The organism is Methylobacter luteus IMV-B-3098, from assembly GCF_000427625.1.
In the GTDB taxonomy this organism is placed as follows: Bacteria; Pseudomonadota; Gammaproteobacteria; order Methylococcales; family Methylomonadaceae; genus Methylobacter; species Methylobacter luteus.
This window is the reverse complement of sequence record NZ_KE386570.1, coordinates 51,887-71,409: the sequence shown is the minus strand read 5'-3', so window position 1 is coordinate 71,409 and position 19,523 is coordinate 51,887. Positions and strand designations below refer to the sequence as shown.

The window sequence follows — 19,523 nt, the reverse complement described above, 5'->3', positions numbered from 1 at the left end:
TGGCGGCGGCTCTCGTTATGTTTATACGGCATGCGGTGAAATCGATTGAAGTAATGGATCCAAGATAATGTCATATAAACGACTTGAATGCTGAAAACCTGATTTATTCAACAACGCCGGCGGCTAGTGGATTGGGTCGCAGAACGCTTCAAATTCTGTCTGGCAGAGGTACTGCGACCCAAGGAAACCAGGAAGTTTGTGCTATTGCCCCGTCGCTGGGTGGTTGAGCGCACCTTCGGTTGGCTGAATCACTCACGCCGCCTCAGCAAAAGCTATGAGCGTCTCACTCTCACCGATGAAACTTGGATTTACATCGCCATGACCCGCATTATGTTGAATCGCCTGGCTTGAAGCGGGAGTTTCCAAACAGTTTCTCAGTCAAATTAGTCGCTGTCTATCCAGGTGAGGAAGGCATAGCGGGGAATGCCGGATTCATTTGCACCTGTCGCATGAAGTGTCAGACTGTTCCATATTATGACATCCCCCAAATCACAGCTAACAGCAACAGGTGAAGACTTAGGTAGATCCTTTGAAGAGACGGTATTTACATCACGGATGTGTTCGCTTTTTATGCTGTGCGGCAAATGCTCGTCTATACCGGGAATAAATTCCAAATAACCACTCTGGTAGCTGCTATGTTTCAGGACCGGCGACCAAACGGTGTATTTTCCTGCTCCGTCAAAATCTTGATGCCAGCCCAGCAAGCCTTCTGAAATATGACTGCTTCTAGGCAAGCATATGCTGATCAGGAAAAGTTTATAGTTAAAGTGAGTTAAGCCAAGAATCTGTTGCGCAACGTTTTTTAGATTGACACTTGCCTCAATCATTTCAGGAACGTCGTATCCCACAATCTCAATAATTCTCCTTCTAAGTTTTATAGAAAGCTGTGGGGAAGCATACCGCGCTTGCGAGAGAAAGGTTAATATTTCGTACTCCGAAGCTTCAGGCGACAGCATAGTGCATGCATCAGGGTCCAAAGTTGCCGCCAATTTAATGGCGTCTAATAAGACTTTCTTAGCTGCATTTACTTCGTCAAGTGTAAACACAGAGGGAATCACGACATAACCATCGCAGGAAAATTTTTTTTTCAGTTGAGCAATTGTTACTTTATCCATGGGTTGTGATCTTTGTGGCGTGCGTCTTTCATGGCGTATTGTTGTGGTCTACTTTTTTATCATACACCAAAATAGATTATCATTCTAAACCTCTTGCAAACTAAACAACCACCCGCTCAAGCGGGTGGGTTCGAATAACGGACTGAAAGTCCGGATACGCGTCGACTAAACGACGCGTCTTAATCCGGCTCCATTTTAAAATTGTCGTTTGGATTAGGTTCAAAATGATGCTCCAAATAGTGTTTGATCATCTCATCGGTCATCTGGCCAACGGTGGCGCAAAAATAACCGCGCGCCCAAAAATGGCTTTCCCAATACCGCTTTTTCAAGTGAGGAAACTCCTCAAACAGATAACTCGAAGTTCGTCTCTTAATCCGCCTCATGATTTCGCTGGGCGCCATATTCGGCGGGGCACTCACCAAAATAGGGACATGCTCTTTACTGACCACGCCTTTTATAATCCGTATCTCAAACGCTTCGCAGGTTTGGCGCACCAAGTCTCTTACTCGCTCTGCTATTTCACCACTCAGTACTTTGTAACGATACTTGGTTACCCAAACAAAATGGTACTCAATTTGGTAAACCGTATGGCTGCCGTATCTATAGTCCATTGCCACCTCCTTGGCCAGATTATCGCAGCTAAAGCTGACCGGCTAAAGCCGGTGGTTTAAACCTTATGATGGAAAATTAAACGACAAAACCAACCCAATATTATTTACGGATAAGCTCTTAGCCGCATCAATCTATCGTTGCTTCAGCTAATGATTAGCGACACCATAGAGATCCATTTGCTGCCTCCACATATGCTCGTCATATTCCTTCATGCTGGCAAAGCCTAGTTTTTCCCATATTTCCATCCGTTTTGGTTTTACTGATGGCTTGAGTTTGGATTGTTGTTCTAGATACCAGTCATGCCCCCAGTCTTCCTTCAATGCATTATTCAGGAACCCGGCGTAAGATTTTTCGGCCTTCTCGTTTGTGTACAGAATATTGCGCTCAACATAAGAAACTCCATGCTTTTTTTCATAGGACTCTAACGCAGAAACAACGGTTTTTTTGGTTCGATGCTGATCTGGTATCAGCGCAAGCAATTTATCAAGCAACGAAGAGCCTGTTTCCAAAGTTGTTAGGCCAGTTTTAATTTCTGGCTCTGGCAAAGGAACTTCTGAAGGGAGCATACATTGTGAATTTTGCTTGCTGAAAATTTTAAATTTTAAAGCCTCTACGCGACGCCCATGTTTGATTTCTTCAAACTCAAAATGCAAATCAGCTTTTTCAATGAGTTCTTTTTGAACGGGCTTCAATATATTATTTTTCAAATTGCTGTACTCTTTATGCTGATCTTTCAACAATCCCAGCATATCGCGAAGTAAACCTATCTGTATTTCCCTGTCTCCCAATCGCTGATATTGTTTTAATAGCATATAGATACGTACAGAGTATTGGCTTTTGAAGCTCAGGATCATCTCCAACTTATATGAAGTAAAATTTCCCTTTAATTTTAATAAATAAGGTTTCAATAGCGGATCAAAACACAAATTCACCATGCCCGATCCCTCAATGTAGTCTGCCGAGGAGACCCAACCTGTCTGCAGTAATCGCCCTGGCTCCGCAATTTCAATAACACGAGTTAAAAGTGATTTGGTTATTTTTTTACATTCGCGGTAGGCTGAGTTCTTGTCTATTCCCATGAATTCAGCAAATTCCTTAATTGGTATTCGATAAGGCTTAAAGTCTTCGTCATCAGGCTGAATTCTCGAGATCATCGTTAAAATTAATCGCTGCTCCGCTAGTGGCAAATTATAACGAGCCTCAACGAGTTGATTGGATTGAGTCACAATCAATGATGATGGCGGCAGATTCTTTTTCTTTTTTTTAGCCATAAAAATATTACATCTTAATCATATGTATCTGTTTTTATTTTAAAAAACATTAATATTTTAAAATTAAATCAACAGCAAATTTCAAAGGTTTCGAATAAAAATACCCGGGGAATCGCTATTTTTGCGAAAGCTTGTTTTGGGCATCCCCCATCCCAAGCAAGCTGCAAAAATCACGCGACCGCTCATGCCTGCGGCGCCCCAGCCGTCCTGCGACCTTCGCCTTAACCCAACAAGGGGTTAAGGCATGAGTCCACAATGACTCGACGCGATGTCGGAAAGCTTTGCATTTTCCCTACACAAAAAACTCTTCGGGAAAACGTCCAGCCCTATCGCTTCTGGGGACTACTCGGCTTCCCGCCTCGCAACGACTGTTTTTATTTATAAATTTTATGCTTTTGTTGCGTTTCATTGCGAAAATTTCTAAATAAATCCTTTTAAAATTTCATAGAAACCCAATAGTTTACGGCAACCTTCAGTGGCTTCGCAGCAAATTTCAAAGACTTTGTACAAAATTATAATAGCTTTGCAGCAAATTTCAAAGGTTTAACAGCAAATTTCAAAGGTTTAACAGCAAATTTCAAAGGTTTAACAGCAAATTTCAAAGGTTTAACAGCAAATTTCAAAGGTTTAACAGCAAAATCCAAAGGTTTATTAATGTAATAAATTGATTTATAAAACAAAAAAATAGATGAAAACAAATAAAACAAATAAACAGATAAAACAAGCTAAACAATAAGCTTAGTAGTTGTTGTATTTTGGCAATAGCTTTTCTTGATATGCATGCGATTTTCCTTAAAGAATAGGGCAATCGGCTTTGTCGCAAAGTTTTACCGATTCAAAGATAATGCGCCACTTTTAGTTTTAGCAAATGAGCGTTGATGATCAATTTTAAAGGTGTGCATTTCCCCAAGGATGTCATTCTCTACGCAGTATTTTTCTAGGTGAGATATGGCGTGTCCTACCGCGATCTCGATCTCGAAGATATCATGGCAGTCCGTTACTATTGATCGCTTGCTTGAAGAAAGCGGTAGCAGCCTCTTCCTCCCGATGCTCGGAAAGCATAAAATCAATGGTATCGCCAAATTTATCAACAGCACGGTATCAGTATACCCTTTGCCCTTGATATAAGTCTCATCCAGATGCCAGAAAGCGGCTACAGTGCGCTTGTGCTTTTTAGCTTCCACTTCCAAAGCCGGCGAATAACTGATTACCCAACGGTTGAGTATGGCATGATCCACTTTCACGCCTCTTTCCGTCAGAATGTCTTCGAGATCCCGATAAGAAACCGTATAGCGGACATAGAAGAAAACGGCGTAGAGAATAACCTCTTTCGGATAGTGAGCGCCTTCAAAACTGATCATTAGAGCTTTCAATTCCTAAAAGGAACAAATTGTCGTTCAGTTTGACAAATTTTGCGACAGAACCTGAAGATGTTATGGCCCGAAAATGAACGAATCGTTGTCGTACCCCCTAATGTCGCCATCAGTTGCATAGACGTGTCGGATGCAAGCCGCTCAGCTACCGATAAATGGCTGTTGATCGTCTCCCCTCGACAGAATGAATGGCGTATTTGCCCGCGAAAAATGTAATAATGTTTTTAGCCATGATGATCTCCTTAGCTGATCGTTGTGGTTATGTCACGTCCTAGGTTACAGCCTTGGGTGTAGCCGTTTTTATTTGCTTTTTACTCAATATCCCTTCGGAATTACCATTGGAGTTCCCTTGTCGTTTTTCCACGGACCGAGCCACGCGGTCTGGCCTTCGCCCTGGTTCGTGCTGGCCTCGATGCAGAGCCGCCCCCCACAAGTGTTTGTGGCAAGTTTACCACCGCGTTTCTCCAGTGCGGCCGCTTTGGTCTGCATTTGGCTGATCTCGGCCATGAGCGCTTGCCGCTGATCGACTAGGCTTTCAACCTGATCGTGTTGCCACCAGATGGACAGCCATGCTACCAATAGCACGGACACAATGCTGCCCGCCGTCGCGCCTCCGGCCAGTATGGCCCATTTCCATCCGAACGAAGCGGTGGCTTTGGATAATTTCTCCTCAGCTGCTTTCAGCTTCGCTATATTGGCCGATAATTGCGACTCTACGGATTTGGCGATATACCCGTTTGCCTCATCTGCCACTCGCTTAACGGTATCGGCCAATGCCGCGTTGGCCGCTGTTCTAATTTCAATGGTTGCCACCTCGGCCTCGGCATTGCGGCGGGACGCTATATATTCCCCCACGTTTTTCATCATGGCCTCAGTACGGCTATCGAGTTGTTTGGCAGCGGCAATATTCGCCCCGGTTTGCAGCTCGATTTCGCGCACAGCGACTTCCAGCTCTTTTTTAGCTTGCTGCACGTAGGCATCCAACTCGGACGGCAAGCTTTTGATCCTATCGTGCAGCAGTCCTACGTCGCCAAGTAATTCGGCGGTGAGCGCCTCCAATGCGGTACTTTCTGTCATGAGGGTTCTCCTTACTTGAATAGCGTTTGGAACAAGCTATTCAGCTCTTCGGTCACGCCCGCCGCTAGCCGTTTGATCGCAATCAGTTGGGCGATCCGCAGCTTTTCGGCCGGATCGGTTGCCTCTTTGAGTTGCGCCTTCAAATTAGTCGGGTCATTGAGAATAGCGGCAATACTTTGTTCAGAATCCTTGATCTTGCCAAAAATGTCATTTACATGAATGACCGCATCCGGTTTGAGCATGAAATTCTTTTCGCTGTCGTGATACTCGAAAAGACTGGCGAACGCACGTTGCGGGGTTTCATCCAATTCCACCATATTGAAAATCAGGCGGATTTTCTTGGCCGGTATGCCGATCTCGGCCAGTGCTTCCAAGGTCGAGATGGTATCGCGTTGCTGTTTGGTTTTGGAGACGGTAGGGACCACGTAAAAATCGAAATCCTCATGGCTGCCCCGGTACTGCTTCATCAGGTTCACGAAATCTTCAACATTAGAAGCACCGATATCCACGACCGCATCATCCATTAACGCTAGTGCTTCAAGTAATTCGCCAAATTGCTTACCACGCATCGCTTCCTCTTGCGAGCCGTCCGAGTTGATGCTTTCAACCGCAATGATGTCAGCCTCTTTTAAACGCGGCGCCAACAGGTGCCTGGCGACCGTGCTTTTTCCGACATTGCCTGAGAAGTTGATAACCGCTATTTTCATGATTATTCCTTTAACTTGGTAAAAAATGGGGGGTAGTGATCAGGATTTTATTGGTCTTTTTTTCTTATCTAAAATCTTTTGCAGCAAGGGGTTATTGGTCCCTTTATTCATATAGTGGTCAGCGACTCTTTCCCGCCGCTGTTTGTCCGTTAAACCGGATAAGTCTTCATGATCTGCATTATTGTTTTTATTGATTGCTGCTATGTCATCCATGGTTTTATTGCGGTTATGAACTTCCTTTTCTGGCGTATTATCTACTGACGTTGCCGCCATGGTTTTATTGAGTTTTCTTTTACGTTCTTTCCGTATGTTGTAGAGCATGGTTTCAAAGGTATTGAGATTTAAATCTAAACCTTGCGCATTAAGCGTTGCCAGGATTTTGCTATTTTTAATGCCTGCCGCCTTGGCTGTTTCGATTTCATCGAATAGCCCTCTCAGTCGGCCCATTTTCGATTGATTCTTGGGGTCAGAAATCAGCTCTCGTAGCGCCTCTCTATCTGATTTTTTGTTCACGATGCACCTCACCCAGTAAGTCTGCCGTTAGTTTATTGCTTTTCTATTGCCGAGTAAATGCTAATTTATTGCTGAAAGCGTGATTAAGTTAGCATTTTTAGTGCTTAATAATTGCCGAATGATTGCTGTATCTTTGCTGAATGAGTACCCGGTTACGGGCTTTTAAATAAGCCGAGCTAGTGCTATAGTATATCTCAGAGATATCAGGCACGTTGCGCATGTCATACACTCTATCGAGTGATGCCCTGCGACCGTGCCAAGGGCGCTGCCCTTGAACCCCACAGAAGGCCGCTCGCGCGGCGAGGATTTACGCCATGAAGAAACCGTTATCAGAGCGCCTTAATTTCCGAATTGATGAGGAATCATTCAGCGTATTTGAGGGAAAAGTTAAAGCCTCTGGTAGGTCCAAATCGGAGTTTTTCCGCGAGTTGGTATTAACCAATAAAACCCAAGTCATCGAGCGAAAGAAAACCACCGATAATACTAAACAGGCATTATACCTCTTAAATAAGTCGAGTAATAATATTAATCAGTTAGCGAGAGCGGCTAATATTGCGAATCAAACCGGGAAACTATCCGATAGTTTATATGCTTCATTTCTCTCTGAATTAGAGAACAAAAGCCAATTATTAAAGGCGTTATTAGATCATGTTAGTTAGAATAACTGGCGGATCATCCGGTATAAAAGACTATCTGGAAAACGGTCAGAAACAAGGCCGAGAATATACTCGTGATGAATTAGACGAACGGGTTATATTAGACGGCGATTTAAGCCTGACAGATAGTATTATCAATAATATTGATACCCATGGAGAACGGTATTTACATATTACCTTGGCGTTCAAAGAAGATGAAATCAGCCGGGAAACGCTAGAGGCTATTACCCAAGACTTTAAGACGTTCACTTTTTCGGCGTTCAATGAGGATGAGTATAGTTTTTATGCCGAGGCGCACTTAGCCAAAATCAAAAACTATACCCATGCGAAAACCGGCGAGTTTGTGGAACGAAAACCCCACATTCACATTGTTATACCAAAATATAATCTATTATCTGGCGAATCATTGAACCCGTTTGGCCTGGTTAAAAATCAAGTTAAGTACCTAGAGGCGATTCAGGAAACGATAAACGACAAATACGGGCTTGCCAGTCCGAAGGACAACAAGCGGGCGTTATTCACGGATGATTCGGAACTGCTAAGCCGCTATAAAGGCGATTTTTTCAAGGGCAGCCATAAAGAGCTTAAAAACGAACTGTTGGCGGAAATGCTAAACCGCAAGGTTGCCCGTTATGACGACTTCAAACACATGCTGTCAGAGCGCGGCGAAGTCAAAACCCGGAACCCGGGCAAGGACAACGAATATTTGTGGGTGAATGGCGTCAACTTGAGAGATCCCGCCTTTAAGCGTGATTTTATCGAATTGTCTCATCATCAAAAGCTTCAGCGTCTTGCAATGGACTCCCACTATATCACCAGCGGCGGACCCCGGGAGCCAGCCGAGAAATACCAAAAAGCCTTGCAGGAGTGGCACGACACCCGGGCCAAAGAGATTAAATATGTCTACCTGGGCAAGCGCCGCGAGTTTGACGAATACGCCCAAGCAGCGCCCGACAAAAAACGGGTGCTATTGTCAGAGCGCGAACAACGATTTTATGAAACACACAACCCGGAGAAATTCAGTGGATACAGCAGAGCCGACTCTATTAGAGACAATCTCAGAACAGCTAGCCGTTATCTAGAAACAGCAAGCCGAAACCTTGAATTTATTAAGCCAACTGCTAGAGACTATGGCCAAGCCCGCCGAAACGTCACTGATCGACGAAATCGCGGCATTGGTGGAGCCGCTATCGAAAGAGCAAATCGTGAAACTGCTATTGAATCTGATCGAGGCGTAAAAGCAGCACGAAAAACCAGTGTAACAGGCCAGCTACGCCACGATAAAAAGGCGACGACCGAACAGCAAAGGGGCAACCAGGAATTTGCCGAGATCAAGCGCAGCCTCGATGCAAAACGGCTGCTTGACCGGCTATCCCATTCTCATGGCGTAAACCCTGAAAAGTACGAAATCAGCAGGGGCCAGGACGGCGGCGACCGGATCAAGGCCGGCACCCGGAACCTCAATGTTTCCGATTTTCTGACCAAGGAGCTGAATCTGGATTACCGGACAGCGGGGCAGATTTTGCGCGCAGCCTACCGGGAGCAGACAGGCCGGGAGCCGGCACTAAATCCGAAACAGCCGGCCCGCGCGGCACTTTGGCAAGCATACCAGCGCGGGTGGAAAGCCAAGGACCAGGAACGCAAAGCAGAGGCCCAGGCCAAGCGGGAAAATCAGTTATCCCGTCGCCAGGGCATCAAACAGGACACCGAGCGCAAGCTGGCCGCGATCCGGGCTAACCGCGGCCTAAGCCCTGCCGAACGCAAGGCGGCAACCAGCTTGGTCAAAATGCAGAAGGTGCAGGCCGAAACCGCCTTGAGGGAGCAAGCCCGGATCGAGCGCGAGAAACAGGCCGAGGCCAGGGCCGACGAATACAAAAACGGTTATAAAAACTGGCTGGCCGAACAAGCCCAAGGCGGCAACGAAGCGGCGCTGGCCGAACTAAGACGGCAACAGGATCGACAACCGCAAGCGCCGGAGCCGGACGAGCGGGCCATTAATGCCGGAGAGCAACCGCCGACCGGCGACCAGGAACCGATCCACCGCCAATCTGATATTCGCTACCGCGTCAGCCTCAACGGCGACGTGACGTACAGCCGGGCGGGCCGGGACCTCCTCACCGACCAGGGCAAGACGTTAAAAGTCCACGAAACCGACAGTAACACCCTCGAAACCGGCTTACGGCTGGCCCAGGCGAAGTTTGGCCGAGTGCTAGAGGTGCAAGGTTCGGACGAGTTTAAACGGCAAACTGCCCTGGTGGCCGTCGCGGCGGGCCTTAATGTCGAGTTCACCGATAAGGGCATGAATAAGCTTATGGAAACGCACCAAACCCACCTTGCCGAGTTGAAAGCACGGGAAGCGGAATTAAGGGCATTGGCCCGGGCTGAACGTGAGAAAGCGACCACAGCGGCAAAGCCACAAGAGATTACGCCCAAAGAGAAAGAGCAGGTCAAACCTGAAATCGCGCCCACAGCGCCGGTGCGAGCAGCGCCAACAATGGAAGTGAAACGGCAGGAAGCTATCGCCCAGGTGGCCAAACTGACGGGCCGCGAGCTGATCGAAAGACGGCCAGGCGCAAACACCCGGCATACCGGCGAAGTGCTACACGTTACCGAAACTCATGCCGTGCAGGCGATCAGCCGGAACGAGGTGATTGCTCACGAACTGAGCAGATTGGCCGAGCGGCCAGCAGTAAGCGACCGTATGACGGTTCAATATCGGCAGGGCCAAGAGCGGGCGCAGGTTAAAATTAAAGGCCGTGAAGGGCCGGAATTGAGCCGTTAACGAAGAACTAACCCAAGCCTAGGCCTATTCGCCCAGGCCAGAGAAATCTACCAGGCAAAAGAAAAAGGGGTTAAGCTGCGGCGAACCGTTTAATGTTCATGGCGCTTAGCTTGCTCCTGGCTTGGGCAAGATCGTAGAGGTTTTGTTGCATTAACCAGCTTTCAGGGCTGCCGCCAAAGCCATAGGACAAACGCACAGCCATTTCTATGGAAATGCCAGAATGGCCGTTCAACAGTTCTGAAAGTGTTTTGCGCGTTACGCCCAATCCTTTGGCGGCGGCGGTTACGCTCAAGCCCAATGGTTCAAGGCATAATTCCCGAATGGTTTCGCCGGGGTGCGGCGGGTTCAGCATAGCCATAGTTTTACCTGCTTAGTGGTAATCAATTAGATCAATATCGGTGACATTTCCATCTTGATCGAAACGGAAGATGAACCGCCAATTGCCAGACACATTAACGGCATGAAATCCGCTGAGTTCGCCCTGCAAAGGGTGCAACCCAAGACCGGGTAAATCCATGTCAGATGCTACGCGGCTGGCATCCAGCCTAGCTCAACAATGAGCGAAGACGTTTAACCTGGTCTTGCTTGACGCCGCTTTTGTCGTCTTTTTCATACAAGGCTTTTAAGCCTTTGTGCCTAATTTTTTTAATCATGAATACCGTCCGTGGAATGAAATATTAGATGGCAGTATAACTTATAACGTTACAGGTTTCAAGTTGTGTTTTTTGTGCGTGTACAGACTTTATGTTAAATAGAAATAGAAAATCATTTATTGCCGGTTCCCGTTTACCTATTATTCGGTTATAGTCGCATCTATTATTTAATAACCTGAAGGGTGATGAAATGGCAACTACCCCTAACACTATCGACCATGCCACGCTGGAACGATTGGTTGAGGCGGGTGCTGTGCGCGGCGCTGTTGTCGTCGGCCAGGCGGGCGGCTGGGGCGTGGTCATCCAGTACGGCATGACTGAGCGGGCGCTAGCGGCTAAGCGCGGGGCGGTCCGGGTTTTTCGAAAGTTTGAAACATTGGTCGGCTACCTCAAAGATATTGGCATCACGCGCTATCAGGTGGACGCCTCTCAGTTCGACCCCGTTGCACACAAGACCGAGCGCAAGCGTGTCGATGCCGCCGAGCGCATGAAAGCCGCCCACGAGGCCGCCGCCTACAATGAATGGCTTGTCAAACAGGTTCAGGAATCCATAGACGATCTTCGCCCTAATGTATCGCATGAGCAGGTTTTAGCAGATTGGCAAATCAAGCGGGCCGCATTGCTCGACCAGGCTAACCGCAAGGGCGTTTAAGTGTGCCGACATGGAAGCCGCAAGCTGTTGAGGACCTTAATGACATTACCGCATACATCGCGCAGGACAACCCACGGGCCGCTGTTGAAACGGTCGATATGCTGATGCAGAAGGCCGGACAGCTCGACGAATACCCGGAGCTAGGCCGAACAGGACGAGTGAGAGGCACACGCGAACTGGTAGCGCATCCCAATTATATTTTGATTTACCGGCTGGCCGGTGGAGCTGTTGAAGTGCTGCGCGTCAAACATGCGGCGAGGCGATGGCCATAGATATTATTGCTATATAGCTATCATTATATCGAGATAGCTATATAGGGCGTTGTTGAATAAATCAGGTTTTCAGCATTCAAGTCGTTTATATGACATTATCTTGGATCCATTACTCCAATCGATTTCACCGCATGCCGTATAAACATAACAAGAGCCGCCGCCATAAAATCAAAAAATCTCGTTATCAAGTGACGAACTGGCATGACTACAATAATGGGTTACGGCGACGTGGTGATTTTACGATCTGGTTTACTGAAGAAGCGATAGCGGGGTGGCGCCCAATCAAGACTGGTGCTCGCGGGCGGCCACGTGAATATTCTGACATCGCGATAGAAACCGCCGGGTTTATTCGCCAGGTTTTTCATTTGCCGCTACGTCAAACCGAAGGTTTCATGAATTCGCCGGCTCGTGTTATGAACGCAGGTATCACTATTCCTGACTTCAGTAGCATTGCCAAGCGCAGCATTGTCTTTCCCAGGCATATCCTGAGCAAGGCGAAGGAAGCAGGCAGTATTGTGATCGTTGACTCCACCGGACTCAAAGTCTATGGCAAAGACGAATGGCACCAGGAAAAACATAATGTTCCTGCTCGGCGCACCTGGCGTAGACTGCATCTTGTGATTGTTGAAAATCATAACGTTCTGGCCTGTGAACTCACTACGCCAGAAGTGGGCGACCCGACTGCAGTTCCCGATTTGCTCGACCAAATTGACACGCCTTTCGATATTTTCATGGGCGATGGCGCCTACGATGGAGAGCCAGTTTATAAGGCGGTTTTAGCTAAACAGTCGCATGTACATGTAGTGGTTCCGCCGCCCAGGAACGCAGTTTGTTCAGACGCTGGTGACACGCAGCGAGACCAGCATATTCAAACCCTTGCTGAACAAGGTCGCATAGCGTGGCAACGAAAAACGGGTTACAACTTTCGAAACTATGTTGAGCTTGCCATGCAGCGTTATAAGCGCATTTTTGGCAACACCATGAAAGCACGTGCGTTGCCTCAACAAAAAACTGAAGCATGGTGCAGTGCGTCTGCTCTCAACAGAATGACAGGCCTGGGTATGCCTGTGTCTATCAAAATCTAGTGCAAAAGCTAGAAATGATGTGCTTCGGCCAAATTTCGATTTATTCAACAACGCCCATCCAAAGGCGGTTCAGTGTTTGCGTCAAGATCGAGAGGAACTGCTGGCTTTCTATGATTTCCCGGCGCAACATTGGCAGAGCATCCGCACTACCAATCCGATCGAATCAACCTTCGCCACTATCCGCCACCGGACGAAGCGAGCCAAAGGCTGTCTCTCTCGGGACGGGATGCTGCACATGATGTTTAAACTGGGCCAGTCGCCGAGAAAACCTGGCGACGGCAGCGGGGATTTGATTATCTAGTCAAAGTGACCACCGGCGTCCGATTCAAGGACGGCATTGAAATCAACAACACTAACCAGATCGCTGCTTGATCAACTTCCTGAACATCAGATTTGACAATAATTCATTAAATATTTTACATTCATAGCAGCCGGGTCAATGTCGCTCAGAAAGTGTACTATCAGTCCTATCTTGGCCGTTTGGTAACCCAGGGCTATACTTCCTTGTCCGGCTTAGATATTGGTCAGCTGTGAGATATACTCTGTCGATAAGATAAAATCCAGAAACGATGTAGTGAAATAAGGATATTAATGAAAGAAGGCCTTTACAAAGCTTATTTTTCTGGCTGGAGGGGAAGCACCTGTGCATTCTTTACCATAAAGGGTGGACAGATCAGAGGCCTGGATTGGGGAGGGATCCAATACGCCGGAACATACTCCATTACAGGCCAGCACGATATTGTAAACGCTTCATTTCGAGTCGTACGGGAAACTGCCCCCTCTGATATTTCTCGTGACCTTTTGGTGGATTTTCCTTTGCCGGACCGTTTTTTGGATGGGGGTATCCATATGCTCCTAACGTCAGTTGGTGATGTGAGTGTAAGCTTCGAGTTTTGTCATGAATGCTAGATTGCCACGGACATTTCCAAGCTACTGGAAGCAAATCCCGTCTGATATTACTTCGTCCTTTCTTACTTGCACCGCTATCCCGTCTTCCGTGGGCGGAGAACTGATTTGCTACCAAGCGGGCAAGGAAAGTGCGGAACCGCTTTTAATTGTACCGCCTTTGCACGTTCCAGCTGCTGCATTGGTTCGTGTGATTGAGGCACTGTCTGTGCACTATCTAGTTACAACCTATGAAGTTCGTGGCAGTGCTTTTCTTGGCCCGGACAACGCTGGCTTTGCGCTCCCCCGGGTTGAAAAACTTGTTGCGGATTTGTCGGATGTTTATAACGAATTTGGACGTCCATTGCGTTTATTTGGTTGGTGTAATGGCGCGAAAGTTATCGCGCAAGCCGTCAGAACGGGTGTGATCGCGCCCGACAGAATATCCCTTTTGGCGCCTAGTGGCATTGCGGGTACTGACCCTCAGACAACACCGTCAGTGTTTGGGGCTGCCGATGGACTAACGGATCTCGAAGTGTCTCGAGCAAGAAAACTTTTTCAGTTGTCTATCAAGTCGACGGCGACTTTGTCCCGGGATGATGAGTTGATGAACGCGGTGTTTGGCCTCAACTTCGATACAGCGGAGAAGTTTAGAGCGTTTGTTGCTGCGAAGCTAAAGAGAAACACTTCGCAAAACTACGAGAACTCCGAAAATTTTGCTGCGCTGTTCAAGCGAACGCGTGTACTTCTGATTCTACCTGAGGAAGATTACTTTGTTGTGTCCGCGGAAGTTCACGAAGCTGTAAGGGACATTGCAAGTGTGCGCACATACGATTTGGCCAATGCCGGTCATGCGCCAGTCTTTAGTCATAGTGATGAGATAGCATTCGCGACTTATAGTTTTTTCTCTTGATCCAAGTACCAGTATATCTACGTATATGCTTTGTAAGCGGCCAGCCGATCCACATCGTCAAGCAGTCAGCGCTGTGATTTAATCCAGTGAGCCGAAAGGCAGCAGTTCGTCGATGCGGCTGTTGGGCTAGGTGGGGAGTTTTTCTAGGGTATCTCTTAACCAAGCCACCGGATCGAGGCCGTTGAGCTTGGTGGTGCCGAGTAGGGTTTGAATGACGATGGTTGACAGAATCCGGCGCCATAAGCTAAATTGTGTAAGCGGGACCAGTACATCTAATCATATCTTCACTTCACCGCCCATAATAAGATGTAGAAGTCGCGCGACACGTTTTACCGCTACAAAGCGGCGGTTGAATCCAGTGGTGTAGAAAACCTGTTCGACAAAAGCCGCAGACAACCGAATCTGAAAAATCGCGTTGATGAGCGAACGGAGCAAGCGGTGCTAGCTCATGCGTTGGACTATCCGGCGCATGGCCAATTTCAAGGATCGTCTGAAAGCGCTGGAAGCCAAAGTGGTCGATCAAGGGTTGATTCTGACCGAAGCACAAGTCGCCGCCCTGGAAAAGGACGAAGGATTAAAATGTACGTAACTCTTCTCTGAAGTAATTATTTCCATACTGCTTCACCGCGGGACTGATGATTCTGAATTTGGCCAGTCTGATTTTGTTTTCTTGCTCGAGCATTGCAGGTATTCTGTCGCTTGCCAGGTTACTGCCTTTGAAAATTGGTTAATTTTTATACTGGTGTTGGGTGATGCGTTGATGTATATCTTTGATCCTACTCGAACAGACTTGGCTCTGGAATTCTACCGAAATCTGTATGGCCGCCATAGTGCCGACCTTCAATATCTGTTGAATTTTATGCGTGAGCCAAGTAAGTATCCGCACTTTGTGTTCATCGAAACAGTTCCCGGAGAAGAATGGGCCATTGGGAAAATGCAACATATGGCCCGTGCTTGCCATATCATTGGTACAGAGCGTTTTTCAACAGTGGAACAGGCTGAGTGGCATGTGTTTAAGCTTCGATGGCATGCACTTGGCGGGAATACATTAGAGGGTATTTGCTAGACCAAGCGGTCTTCTAGGTCGTTTGGGCGAGAAACCGCTGCAAAACGTTTTGTACAAGCCTGGAGATACTATTATTTATATCCCCGTAGGCAAGGGCTCCAACAAATGCTATTGAACCCGCGGAAAATACCCAGCCACCATTGTAAAACGGTCGCGTCAACACGATATTTGAGCGTATTCGATTACACAGAATGGCGTCTGTAGCGCCGTGTGGCGTTAGAACCTCTTCAATTGCGAGTTCATAAATGTTTGAGTGCTTCTCGCTGGTTGCCAGAATAATAGTGTCCTCCGGTGTACCCAGTTCATAATCAACAGCGTCAAGCTCCAGTCCCGCTGCTCCGCCGAGCATAAGGCCGAAGTCCCCTAAAATATCGGATCGGATACCTTCGAATGCCCACGCTGATGTTTTGGCTGTGGATGTTCGCCTGTAATAAGAGGAAATATCGAAGCCCTGTCCGATAAAACCCACACCAAGAAATTTCTGAGGGGGCTTACCGTTCGCTCTCCACAGGCCGCTGCGCTCTCCTGAAAAACTGGTGTAATAACAGCCTGGTCCGGCGTCCCAGGAGCGGACCCCCTCAGTGCGTCGCACTTCAATCACGCCCCGTTTTGTCGGATGAAAAGCAATCCGCCAGTAAAACCCATTACCGCCCAAATACAGCAATGAACCGCCTTTAGACACAAACTGCTCCAGGGCGTTATACATTGATGTGGATACGTACTCTGGATGAGAGCCCGAGAATAAAACATCGTAATTGGCGATCGCAGGAAGGCCTTCCCTATCTAGGTCTTCGTCCGTCAGTACGTCGACGGACATGTCAATAGCTTTGAGCCACTTAACAATCAGGAGATCAGCGGCGAAATTCCACAATCGGCCCCCGGGCTTGATATTGAAAGCCGGTCGTGAAGCAGACGAGTAGTACACACCGGAACCATCAATATGTGTGTCATAGGTTGACAGGCCAAACTGCTCATTTCGAATAAACATTAAGTCCGTACTATCCAAAATATTCAAACGTCCATGAAGGCGTTCATTGGCTGAGCTGAAGTAGCGCGATCGGTGGTTCTGATACGCAATATAGGTGGCAGTTGGCACTAGAAACGCGATTCTGCAGCTAGCTGTTGTGCTTGGACGCACAACAAAGGGGATGTAGAACTGTGTTTCGTCGCGAAAAAGTCTTGCTGCATATATGCCGGAAGGAAGGTTATGTGGCACAGTGTAGCAAAAGCTCGTTTCCCACTCGGCATCAATCATATCATCTGAATGAAAGTGGACAGCGGCATAACAACGCGGTTCAAACTTCCAACTAGGTGAATCCGGGTGCCAGGTCCGTCCCGGGACTCCTCTTGCAGGTTGGTTTATCAGTTTACCGTGCAGCGCCCGCATCGCCCGGTCGAAGACGATGTCACCTGAAATACCTATGCTAAAGTCCCAGGATGCGATGACATTATCCAGATGCAGTTCTGCAAAATCCAAAGCCGATATACGTCTGAGTTGATCAGGGGACATCGCACTATCGAACACAGTCGGGTACTCGATTAATCCGTTGAAGGATTGGCGCGAGCCGAGGTTGGTGGTTTCCGAGTGCGCCAATCCAGCTACAGTTACTGAAAGTTTAGTAGCGATGGCAAGATTATCGAATCGTAGCTGAATTTGCAGATGGTACTCAAAGGGAGGATTTGCGCCCTGAAAAATTCCCTTAAACCACAGGATCAGTTCGCCGGAGGCCAAGGAATATGAAATCCCACAGGCGAACCATTCTTTAGTAAGTTTGACGGGTAGAGGGACTAATCTAAGACCATCACGATGTTCAATGACTAATTCCAATTGGCTATTTGCAGCGACCTGCAGCGTTGTCGTTATCCCGCGGTCCAGACACAGCCGGGATAATGTTTGCGGGCAGGTATGCGCAAGCAGCGTAGGGCGAAAGAAGAAAAACCAAGTGAAGCCCCGGTGATAGTCTATGTCAAGAGGTGGAAAGACTGCCAGGGAGCCGCATAATGTTGTTTGTGTTCCTGCCGGCTGCTCGCCATTACATGCAGCGCTAATCGCCTCAAAATAGCTTGAATGGGGTTCATCCGGTAAAGCGGGGCCCCATAATCGACCGATCTGAACAGCATATCCCCGGGGATCATCACAGTGGACCTTAAACTGAATCTCATCGCTTGGTCTTGCGCTCCAGCGGTCAGCGTACCCCATTAAATCATAGGTCTTCATACGCGCATTTCATTCTAATAATTTTCGGCTGGCCGAAAAAAGTAGATTTACCACCAGCAAAGAAATCCTTAAGTTTCGTTCGTTGAACCTTTCCAGTTACTGAAGTTGGAACTGGTTGCGTGCCAACGACAACCATTCTGGGGCGATAGCGACTCGAGCAGGAAGACAGCATGGCTTCAATTTCAGAAATGGCCTCATCTTTATCAGAATGAACATACAAACCAATTTCTTCACCGCAATAATCATTGGGAAATCCGCACACGGCATAAGCGCCGATCCTGCTGAGCCCGATGAGCTCACGTTCGATGTGAAGCGGTGACATACATTCGCCGTTTCTTATAATTATCTCTTTAATTCTACCTGTGATAAAGAAGTACTTCCAGTCTTGATACTCGACGAAAAAGCCCAGATCCCCACTATGAAATACTCCCCCCTCGAACGCAGCGGAGCTCGACGCAGGATCGGACCAGTAGCCCTTCATGATATTGTGGCCCTGGATTACGATTTCGCCCTCTTGTTCGGCTTTCGCTGGACTCCCGTCTGGTAATATTACGTTTACATCTGTGCCATACAGTGGCGTACCGATACTTGGAACCTGCCAGTTATACATCAGATGCTGCCGCAGTGCCGGGTTTATGTTGTGAGGTATAGTGGTGGCAAAATTTGTGCACTCGCTGAGTCCATACCCTTGGTGAATTGCGATGCCGACATTCTCCTCGAATTCCTGCAACGTCCGTAAGGGAAGGGGAGCAGCGGCCGACACCACGTACTTTAAAGTCTCGGAAATCCTTGAGGATGGCTTTCGTTTTGCAAGCAAGTGAATGATATTGGGGACTAACGAGACAACATTGACCTTCATATCTTGTAAGCCAGCCCATAAGCCGGGGCCGATTGAGTCCGTAAATAGCACCACGTGGCTTCTGGCATACATTGAGGTAACCATCGAAAAGCCAAAAGCATTGCTGTGATACAAGGGGAGTACGCATCCATGTACATGGCCTGGTTCCAAATGATGTGATCTTTTCAGACCCTCAGCGTTACTAAGCAAATTATAATGGCTAAGTGTTACGCCTTTGGGAGCAGACGTAGTTCCGGAAGTAAAAATAATTACAGCAACATCATCAGGATTGACGGGGGGGGGCTCGCGTCGCTCGGAGGGAGGATTCTCATTGAGGGATGTAATGGTATGTTTGGGAATGCCTTCTACGTCCAACTGTTGAAGTAATGCGTCATCGGTTTGTGACGACAGCAGGGCCAGTTTGGGCGAAACCAGCTTTGCTATATGGCGGAGTACCGCGGGAGACTCGTTTGGCCCAACAGGTACAGTAATCGCACCTAGGCTCATTATGGCAAGATGTGTGAGGAAAACAAAAGGTGAGTTGGCGGAAATAACCAATACCCGATCACCATGGGACACGCCAAGCCTGGTACTTATATCGGCTGCGTATGCATTTACACGATGTATAAGTTGAGCATAATTCCAACTGCGTTTGGCGCTTCCCTCACTGTACCAGGTAAGCGAGGGCTGGTCGTGCAGTTGTTCTGCCTGTAATCCTAAGAGCATCTTTGGTATAGTGTCGACGTCTATAAGTCTTTCCATGTAACCTTTCTGGCCGTAGGACCAAGGGGTACCGGATTGCGAAACCAGCTCTACCATTTCAGTTCCTATGCAA

The 19,523-nt window shown here is 47.7% G+C and carries 17 protein-coding genes and 6 pseudogenes; 11 read left to right on the top strand and 12 right to left on the bottom strand.

Features of this window, described 5'->3' with window-relative positions:
* Positions 1-162: 162 nt before the first annotated feature.
* Positions 163-351: pseudogene (locus tag METLU_RS0123925) on the top strand (transposase); the annotation flags it as partial.
* Positions 352-383: 32 nt separating this feature from the next.
* On the opposite strand, the gene METLU_RS0123920 reads toward METLU_RS0123925, so the two are convergent.
* The 3 genes from METLU_RS0123920 to METLU_RS27015 all read right to left on the bottom strand — a co-directional run bounded on the left by METLU_RS0123920 (position 384) and on the right by METLU_RS27015 (position 2,998).
* Positions 384-1,115 (bottom strand): phytanoyl-CoA dioxygenase family protein, encoded by a 732-nt coding sequence (locus METLU_RS0123920; RefSeq protein WP_027160382.1) that lies wholly within the window; start codon positions 1,113-1,115, stop codon positions 384-386.
* 179 nt (positions 1,116-1,294) lie between these two features.
* Positions 1,295-1,726 (bottom strand): IS200/IS605 family transposase, encoded by a 432-nt coding sequence (tnpA, locus tag METLU_RS0123915; protein WP_027160339.1) that lies wholly within the window; start codon positions 1,724-1,726, stop codon positions 1,295-1,297.
* A 147-nt stretch (positions 1,727-1,873) separates the two neighbouring features.
* Entirely contained in the window at positions 1,874-2,998 is a 1,125-nt protein-coding gene (locus METLU_RS27015; RefSeq protein WP_051300345.1) for a replication initiation protein, read from the bottom strand.
* Positions 2,999-3,876: 878 nt separating this feature from the next.
* On the opposite strand from METLU_RS27015, the pseudogene METLU_RS29280 reads away from it, so the two are divergent.
* Positions 3,877-3,996: pseudogene (locus METLU_RS29280) on the top strand (IS6-like element ISPmar1 family transposase); the annotation flags it as partial.
* Here METLU_RS29280 and METLU_RS28885 read toward each other — a convergent pair.
* The 4 genes and pseudogenes from METLU_RS28885 to METLU_RS27010 all read right to left on the bottom strand — a co-directional run.
* Positions 3,986-4,359, bottom strand: a pseudogene (locus METLU_RS28885) (IS6 family transposase); the annotation flags it as partial. The pseudogenes METLU_RS29280 and METLU_RS28885 sit on opposite strands and share 11 nt — an antisense overlap.
* Before the next feature lie 327 nt (positions 4,360-4,686).
* Complete coding sequence (locus METLU_RS0123895) at positions 4,687-5,448, bottom strand: hypothetical protein (protein WP_027160380.1); 762 nt, start codon at positions 5,446-5,448, stop codon at positions 4,687-4,689.
* Positions 5,449-5,459: 11 nt separating this feature from the next.
* Positions 5,460-6,155, bottom strand: a complete 696-nt coding sequence (stbB, locus tag METLU_RS0123890) for a StbB family protein (protein WP_027160379.1) — start codon at positions 6,153-6,155, stop codon at positions 5,460-5,462.
* A 39-nt stretch (positions 6,156-6,194) separates the two neighbouring features.
* Positions 6,195-6,668 (bottom strand): hypothetical protein, encoded by a 474-nt coding sequence (locus METLU_RS27010; RefSeq protein WP_155920785.1) that lies wholly within the window; start codon positions 6,666-6,668, stop codon positions 6,195-6,197.
* Positions 6,669-6,982: 314 nt separating this feature from the next.
* Here METLU_RS27010 and METLU_RS0123880 point away from each other — a divergent pair, with 314 nt between their 5' ends.
* Both METLU_RS0123880 and METLU_RS0123875 read left to right on the top strand, forming a co-directional pair.
* Positions 6,983-7,327, top strand: a complete 345-nt coding sequence (locus tag METLU_RS0123880; RefSeq protein ID WP_036244115.1) for a plasmid mobilization protein — start codon at positions 6,983-6,985, stop codon at positions 7,325-7,327.
* Positions 7,317-10,106 carry an LPD7 domain-containing protein gene (locus METLU_RS0123875; protein WP_027160377.1) on the top strand — a complete coding sequence of 930 codons (2,790 nt, stop codon included), beginning with the start codon at positions 7,317-7,319 and terminating at the stop codon, positions 10,104-10,106. The genes METLU_RS0123880 and METLU_RS0123875 overlap by 11 nt, the downstream gene beginning before the upstream one ends.
* A 70-nt stretch (positions 10,107-10,176) precedes the next feature.
* On the opposite strand, the gene METLU_RS0123870 is transcribed toward METLU_RS0123875, so the two are convergent.
* Positions 10,177-10,464: a HigA family addiction module antitoxin gene (locus METLU_RS0123870; protein WP_027160376.1), complete on the bottom strand. Its 288-nt coding sequence runs from the start codon at positions 10,462-10,464 to the stop codon at positions 10,177-10,179.
* Between the two features lie 12 nt (positions 10,465-10,476).
* Complete coding sequence (locus METLU_RS28530) at positions 10,477-10,650, bottom strand: type II toxin-antitoxin system RelE/ParE family toxin (protein ID WP_269209377.1); 174 nt, start codon at positions 10,648-10,650, stop codon at positions 10,477-10,479.
* A gap of 299 nt (positions 10,651-10,949) precedes the next feature.
* Between METLU_RS28530 and METLU_RS0123860 the strand changes: the two genes are divergently transcribed.
* From METLU_RS0123860 to METLU_RS0123835, 5 genes and pseudogenes are all read left to right on the top strand, one after another.
* On the top strand, positions 10,950-11,411 hold the full coding sequence (locus tag METLU_RS0123860; RefSeq protein WP_027160375.1) for a hypothetical protein: 462 nt from the start codon (positions 10,950-10,952) through the stop codon (positions 11,409-11,411).
* Between the two features lie 2 nt (positions 11,412-11,413).
* Positions 11,414-11,683: a type II toxin-antitoxin system RelE/ParE family toxin gene (locus METLU_RS0123855; RefSeq protein ID WP_027160374.1), complete on the top strand. Its 270-nt coding sequence runs from the start codon at positions 11,414-11,416 to the stop codon at positions 11,681-11,683.
* Between the two features lie 131 nt (positions 11,684-11,814).
* A complete protein-coding gene (locus METLU_RS0123850) occupies positions 11,815-12,768 on the top strand; it encodes an IS5 family transposase (protein ID WP_027160356.1) in 954 nt (317 codons plus the stop codon).
* 34 nt (positions 12,769-12,802) lie between these two features.
* A pseudogene (locus METLU_RS0123845) lies at positions 12,803-13,140 on the top strand (transposase); the annotation flags it as partial.
* A gap of 526 nt (positions 13,141-13,666) precedes the next feature.
* Positions 13,667-14,566 (top strand): alpha/beta fold hydrolase, encoded by a 900-nt coding sequence (locus tag METLU_RS0123835; RefSeq protein ID WP_081679274.1) that lies wholly within the window; start codon positions 13,667-13,669, stop codon positions 14,564-14,566.
* A gap of 126 nt (positions 14,567-14,692) precedes the next feature.
* On the opposite strand, the pseudogene METLU_RS27630 reads toward METLU_RS0123835, so the two are convergent.
* Positions 14,693-14,782, bottom strand: a pseudogene (locus METLU_RS27630) (transposase domain-containing protein); the annotation flags it as partial.
* A gap of 99 nt (positions 14,783-14,881) precedes the next feature.
* Here METLU_RS27630 and METLU_RS27625 point away from each other — a divergent pair.
* Both METLU_RS27625 and METLU_RS0123820 read left to right on the top strand, forming a co-directional pair.
* A pseudogene (locus tag METLU_RS27625) lies at positions 14,882-15,131 on the top strand (helix-turn-helix domain-containing protein); the annotation flags it as partial.
* A 195-nt stretch (positions 15,132-15,326) separates the two neighbouring features.
* Positions 15,327-15,632: a hypothetical protein gene (locus METLU_RS0123820; RefSeq protein WP_155920783.1), complete on the top strand. Its 306-nt coding sequence runs from the start codon at positions 15,327-15,329 to the stop codon at positions 15,630-15,632.
* 13 nt (positions 15,633-15,645) lie between these two features.
* Here the strand turns inward: METLU_RS0123820 and METLU_RS26470 are convergent, their stop codons facing one another.
* The gene (locus METLU_RS26470; protein ID WP_051300339.1) at positions 15,646-17,850 is read right to left on the bottom strand and encodes a N,N-dimethylformamidase beta subunit family domain-containing protein; all 2,205 of its coding nucleotides are present in this window, start codon (positions 17,848-17,850) and stop codon (positions 15,646-15,648) included.
* Entirely contained in the window at positions 17,837-19,507 is a 1,671-nt protein-coding gene (locus METLU_RS0123810) for a class I adenylate-forming enzyme family protein (RefSeq protein ID WP_027160369.1), read from the bottom strand. Before METLU_RS0123810 ends, METLU_RS26470 begins: the two co-directional genes overlap by 14 nt.
* Between the last annotated feature and the right edge of the window lie 16 nt (positions 19,508-19,523).

Bases quoted from the DNA above. Each gene is read 5' to 3' on its own strand.
- METLU_RS0123920 (WP_027160382.1), bottom strand. From the start codon at position 1,115: ATGGATAAAGTAACAATTGCTCAACTGAAAAAAAAATTTTCCTGCGAT.
- tnpA (WP_027160339.1), bottom strand. From the start codon at position 1,726: ATGGACTATAGATACGGCAGCCATACGGTTTACCAAATTGAGTACCAT.
- METLU_RS27015 (WP_051300345.1), bottom strand. From the start codon at position 2,998: ATGGCTAAAAAAAAGAAAAAGAATCTGCCGCCATCATCATTGATTGTG.
- METLU_RS0123895 (WP_027160380.1), bottom strand. From the start codon at position 5,448: ATGACAGAAAGTACCGCATTGGAGGCGCTCACCGCCGAATTACTTGGC.
- stbB (WP_027160379.1), bottom strand. From the start codon at position 6,155: ATGAAAATAGCGGTTATCAACTTCTCAGGCAATGTCGGAAAAAGCACG.
- METLU_RS0123880 (WP_036244115.1), top strand. From the start codon at position 6,983: ATGAAGAAACCGTTATCAGAGCGCCTTAATTTCCGAATTGATGAGGAA.
- METLU_RS0123875 (WP_027160377.1), top strand. From the start codon at position 7,317: ATGTTAGTTAGAATAACTGGCGGATCATCCGGTATAAAAGACTATCTG.
- METLU_RS0123870 (WP_027160376.1), bottom strand. From the start codon at position 10,464: ATGGCTATGCTGAACCCGCCGCACCCCGGCGAAACCATTCGGGAATTA.
- METLU_RS0123860 (WP_027160375.1), top strand. From the start codon at position 10,950: ATGGCAACTACCCCTAACACTATCGACCATGCCACGCTGGAACGATTG.
- METLU_RS0123850 (WP_027160356.1), top strand. From the start codon at position 11,815: ATGCCGTATAAACATAACAAGAGCCGCCGCCATAAAATCAAAAAATCT.
- METLU_RS0123835 (WP_081679274.1), top strand. From the start codon at position 13,667: ATGAATGCTAGATTGCCACGGACATTTCCAAGCTACTGGAAGCAAATC.
- METLU_RS0123820 (WP_155920783.1), top strand. From the start codon at position 15,327: ATGTATATCTTTGATCCTACTCGAACAGACTTGGCTCTGGAATTCTAC.
- METLU_RS26470 (WP_051300339.1), bottom strand. From the start codon at position 17,850: ATGAAGACCTATGATTTAATGGGGTACGCTGACCGCTGGAGCGCAAGA.
- METLU_RS0123810 (WP_027160369.1), bottom strand. From the start codon at position 19,507: ATGGTAGAGCTGGTTTCGCAATCCGGTACCCCTTGGTCCTACGGCCAG.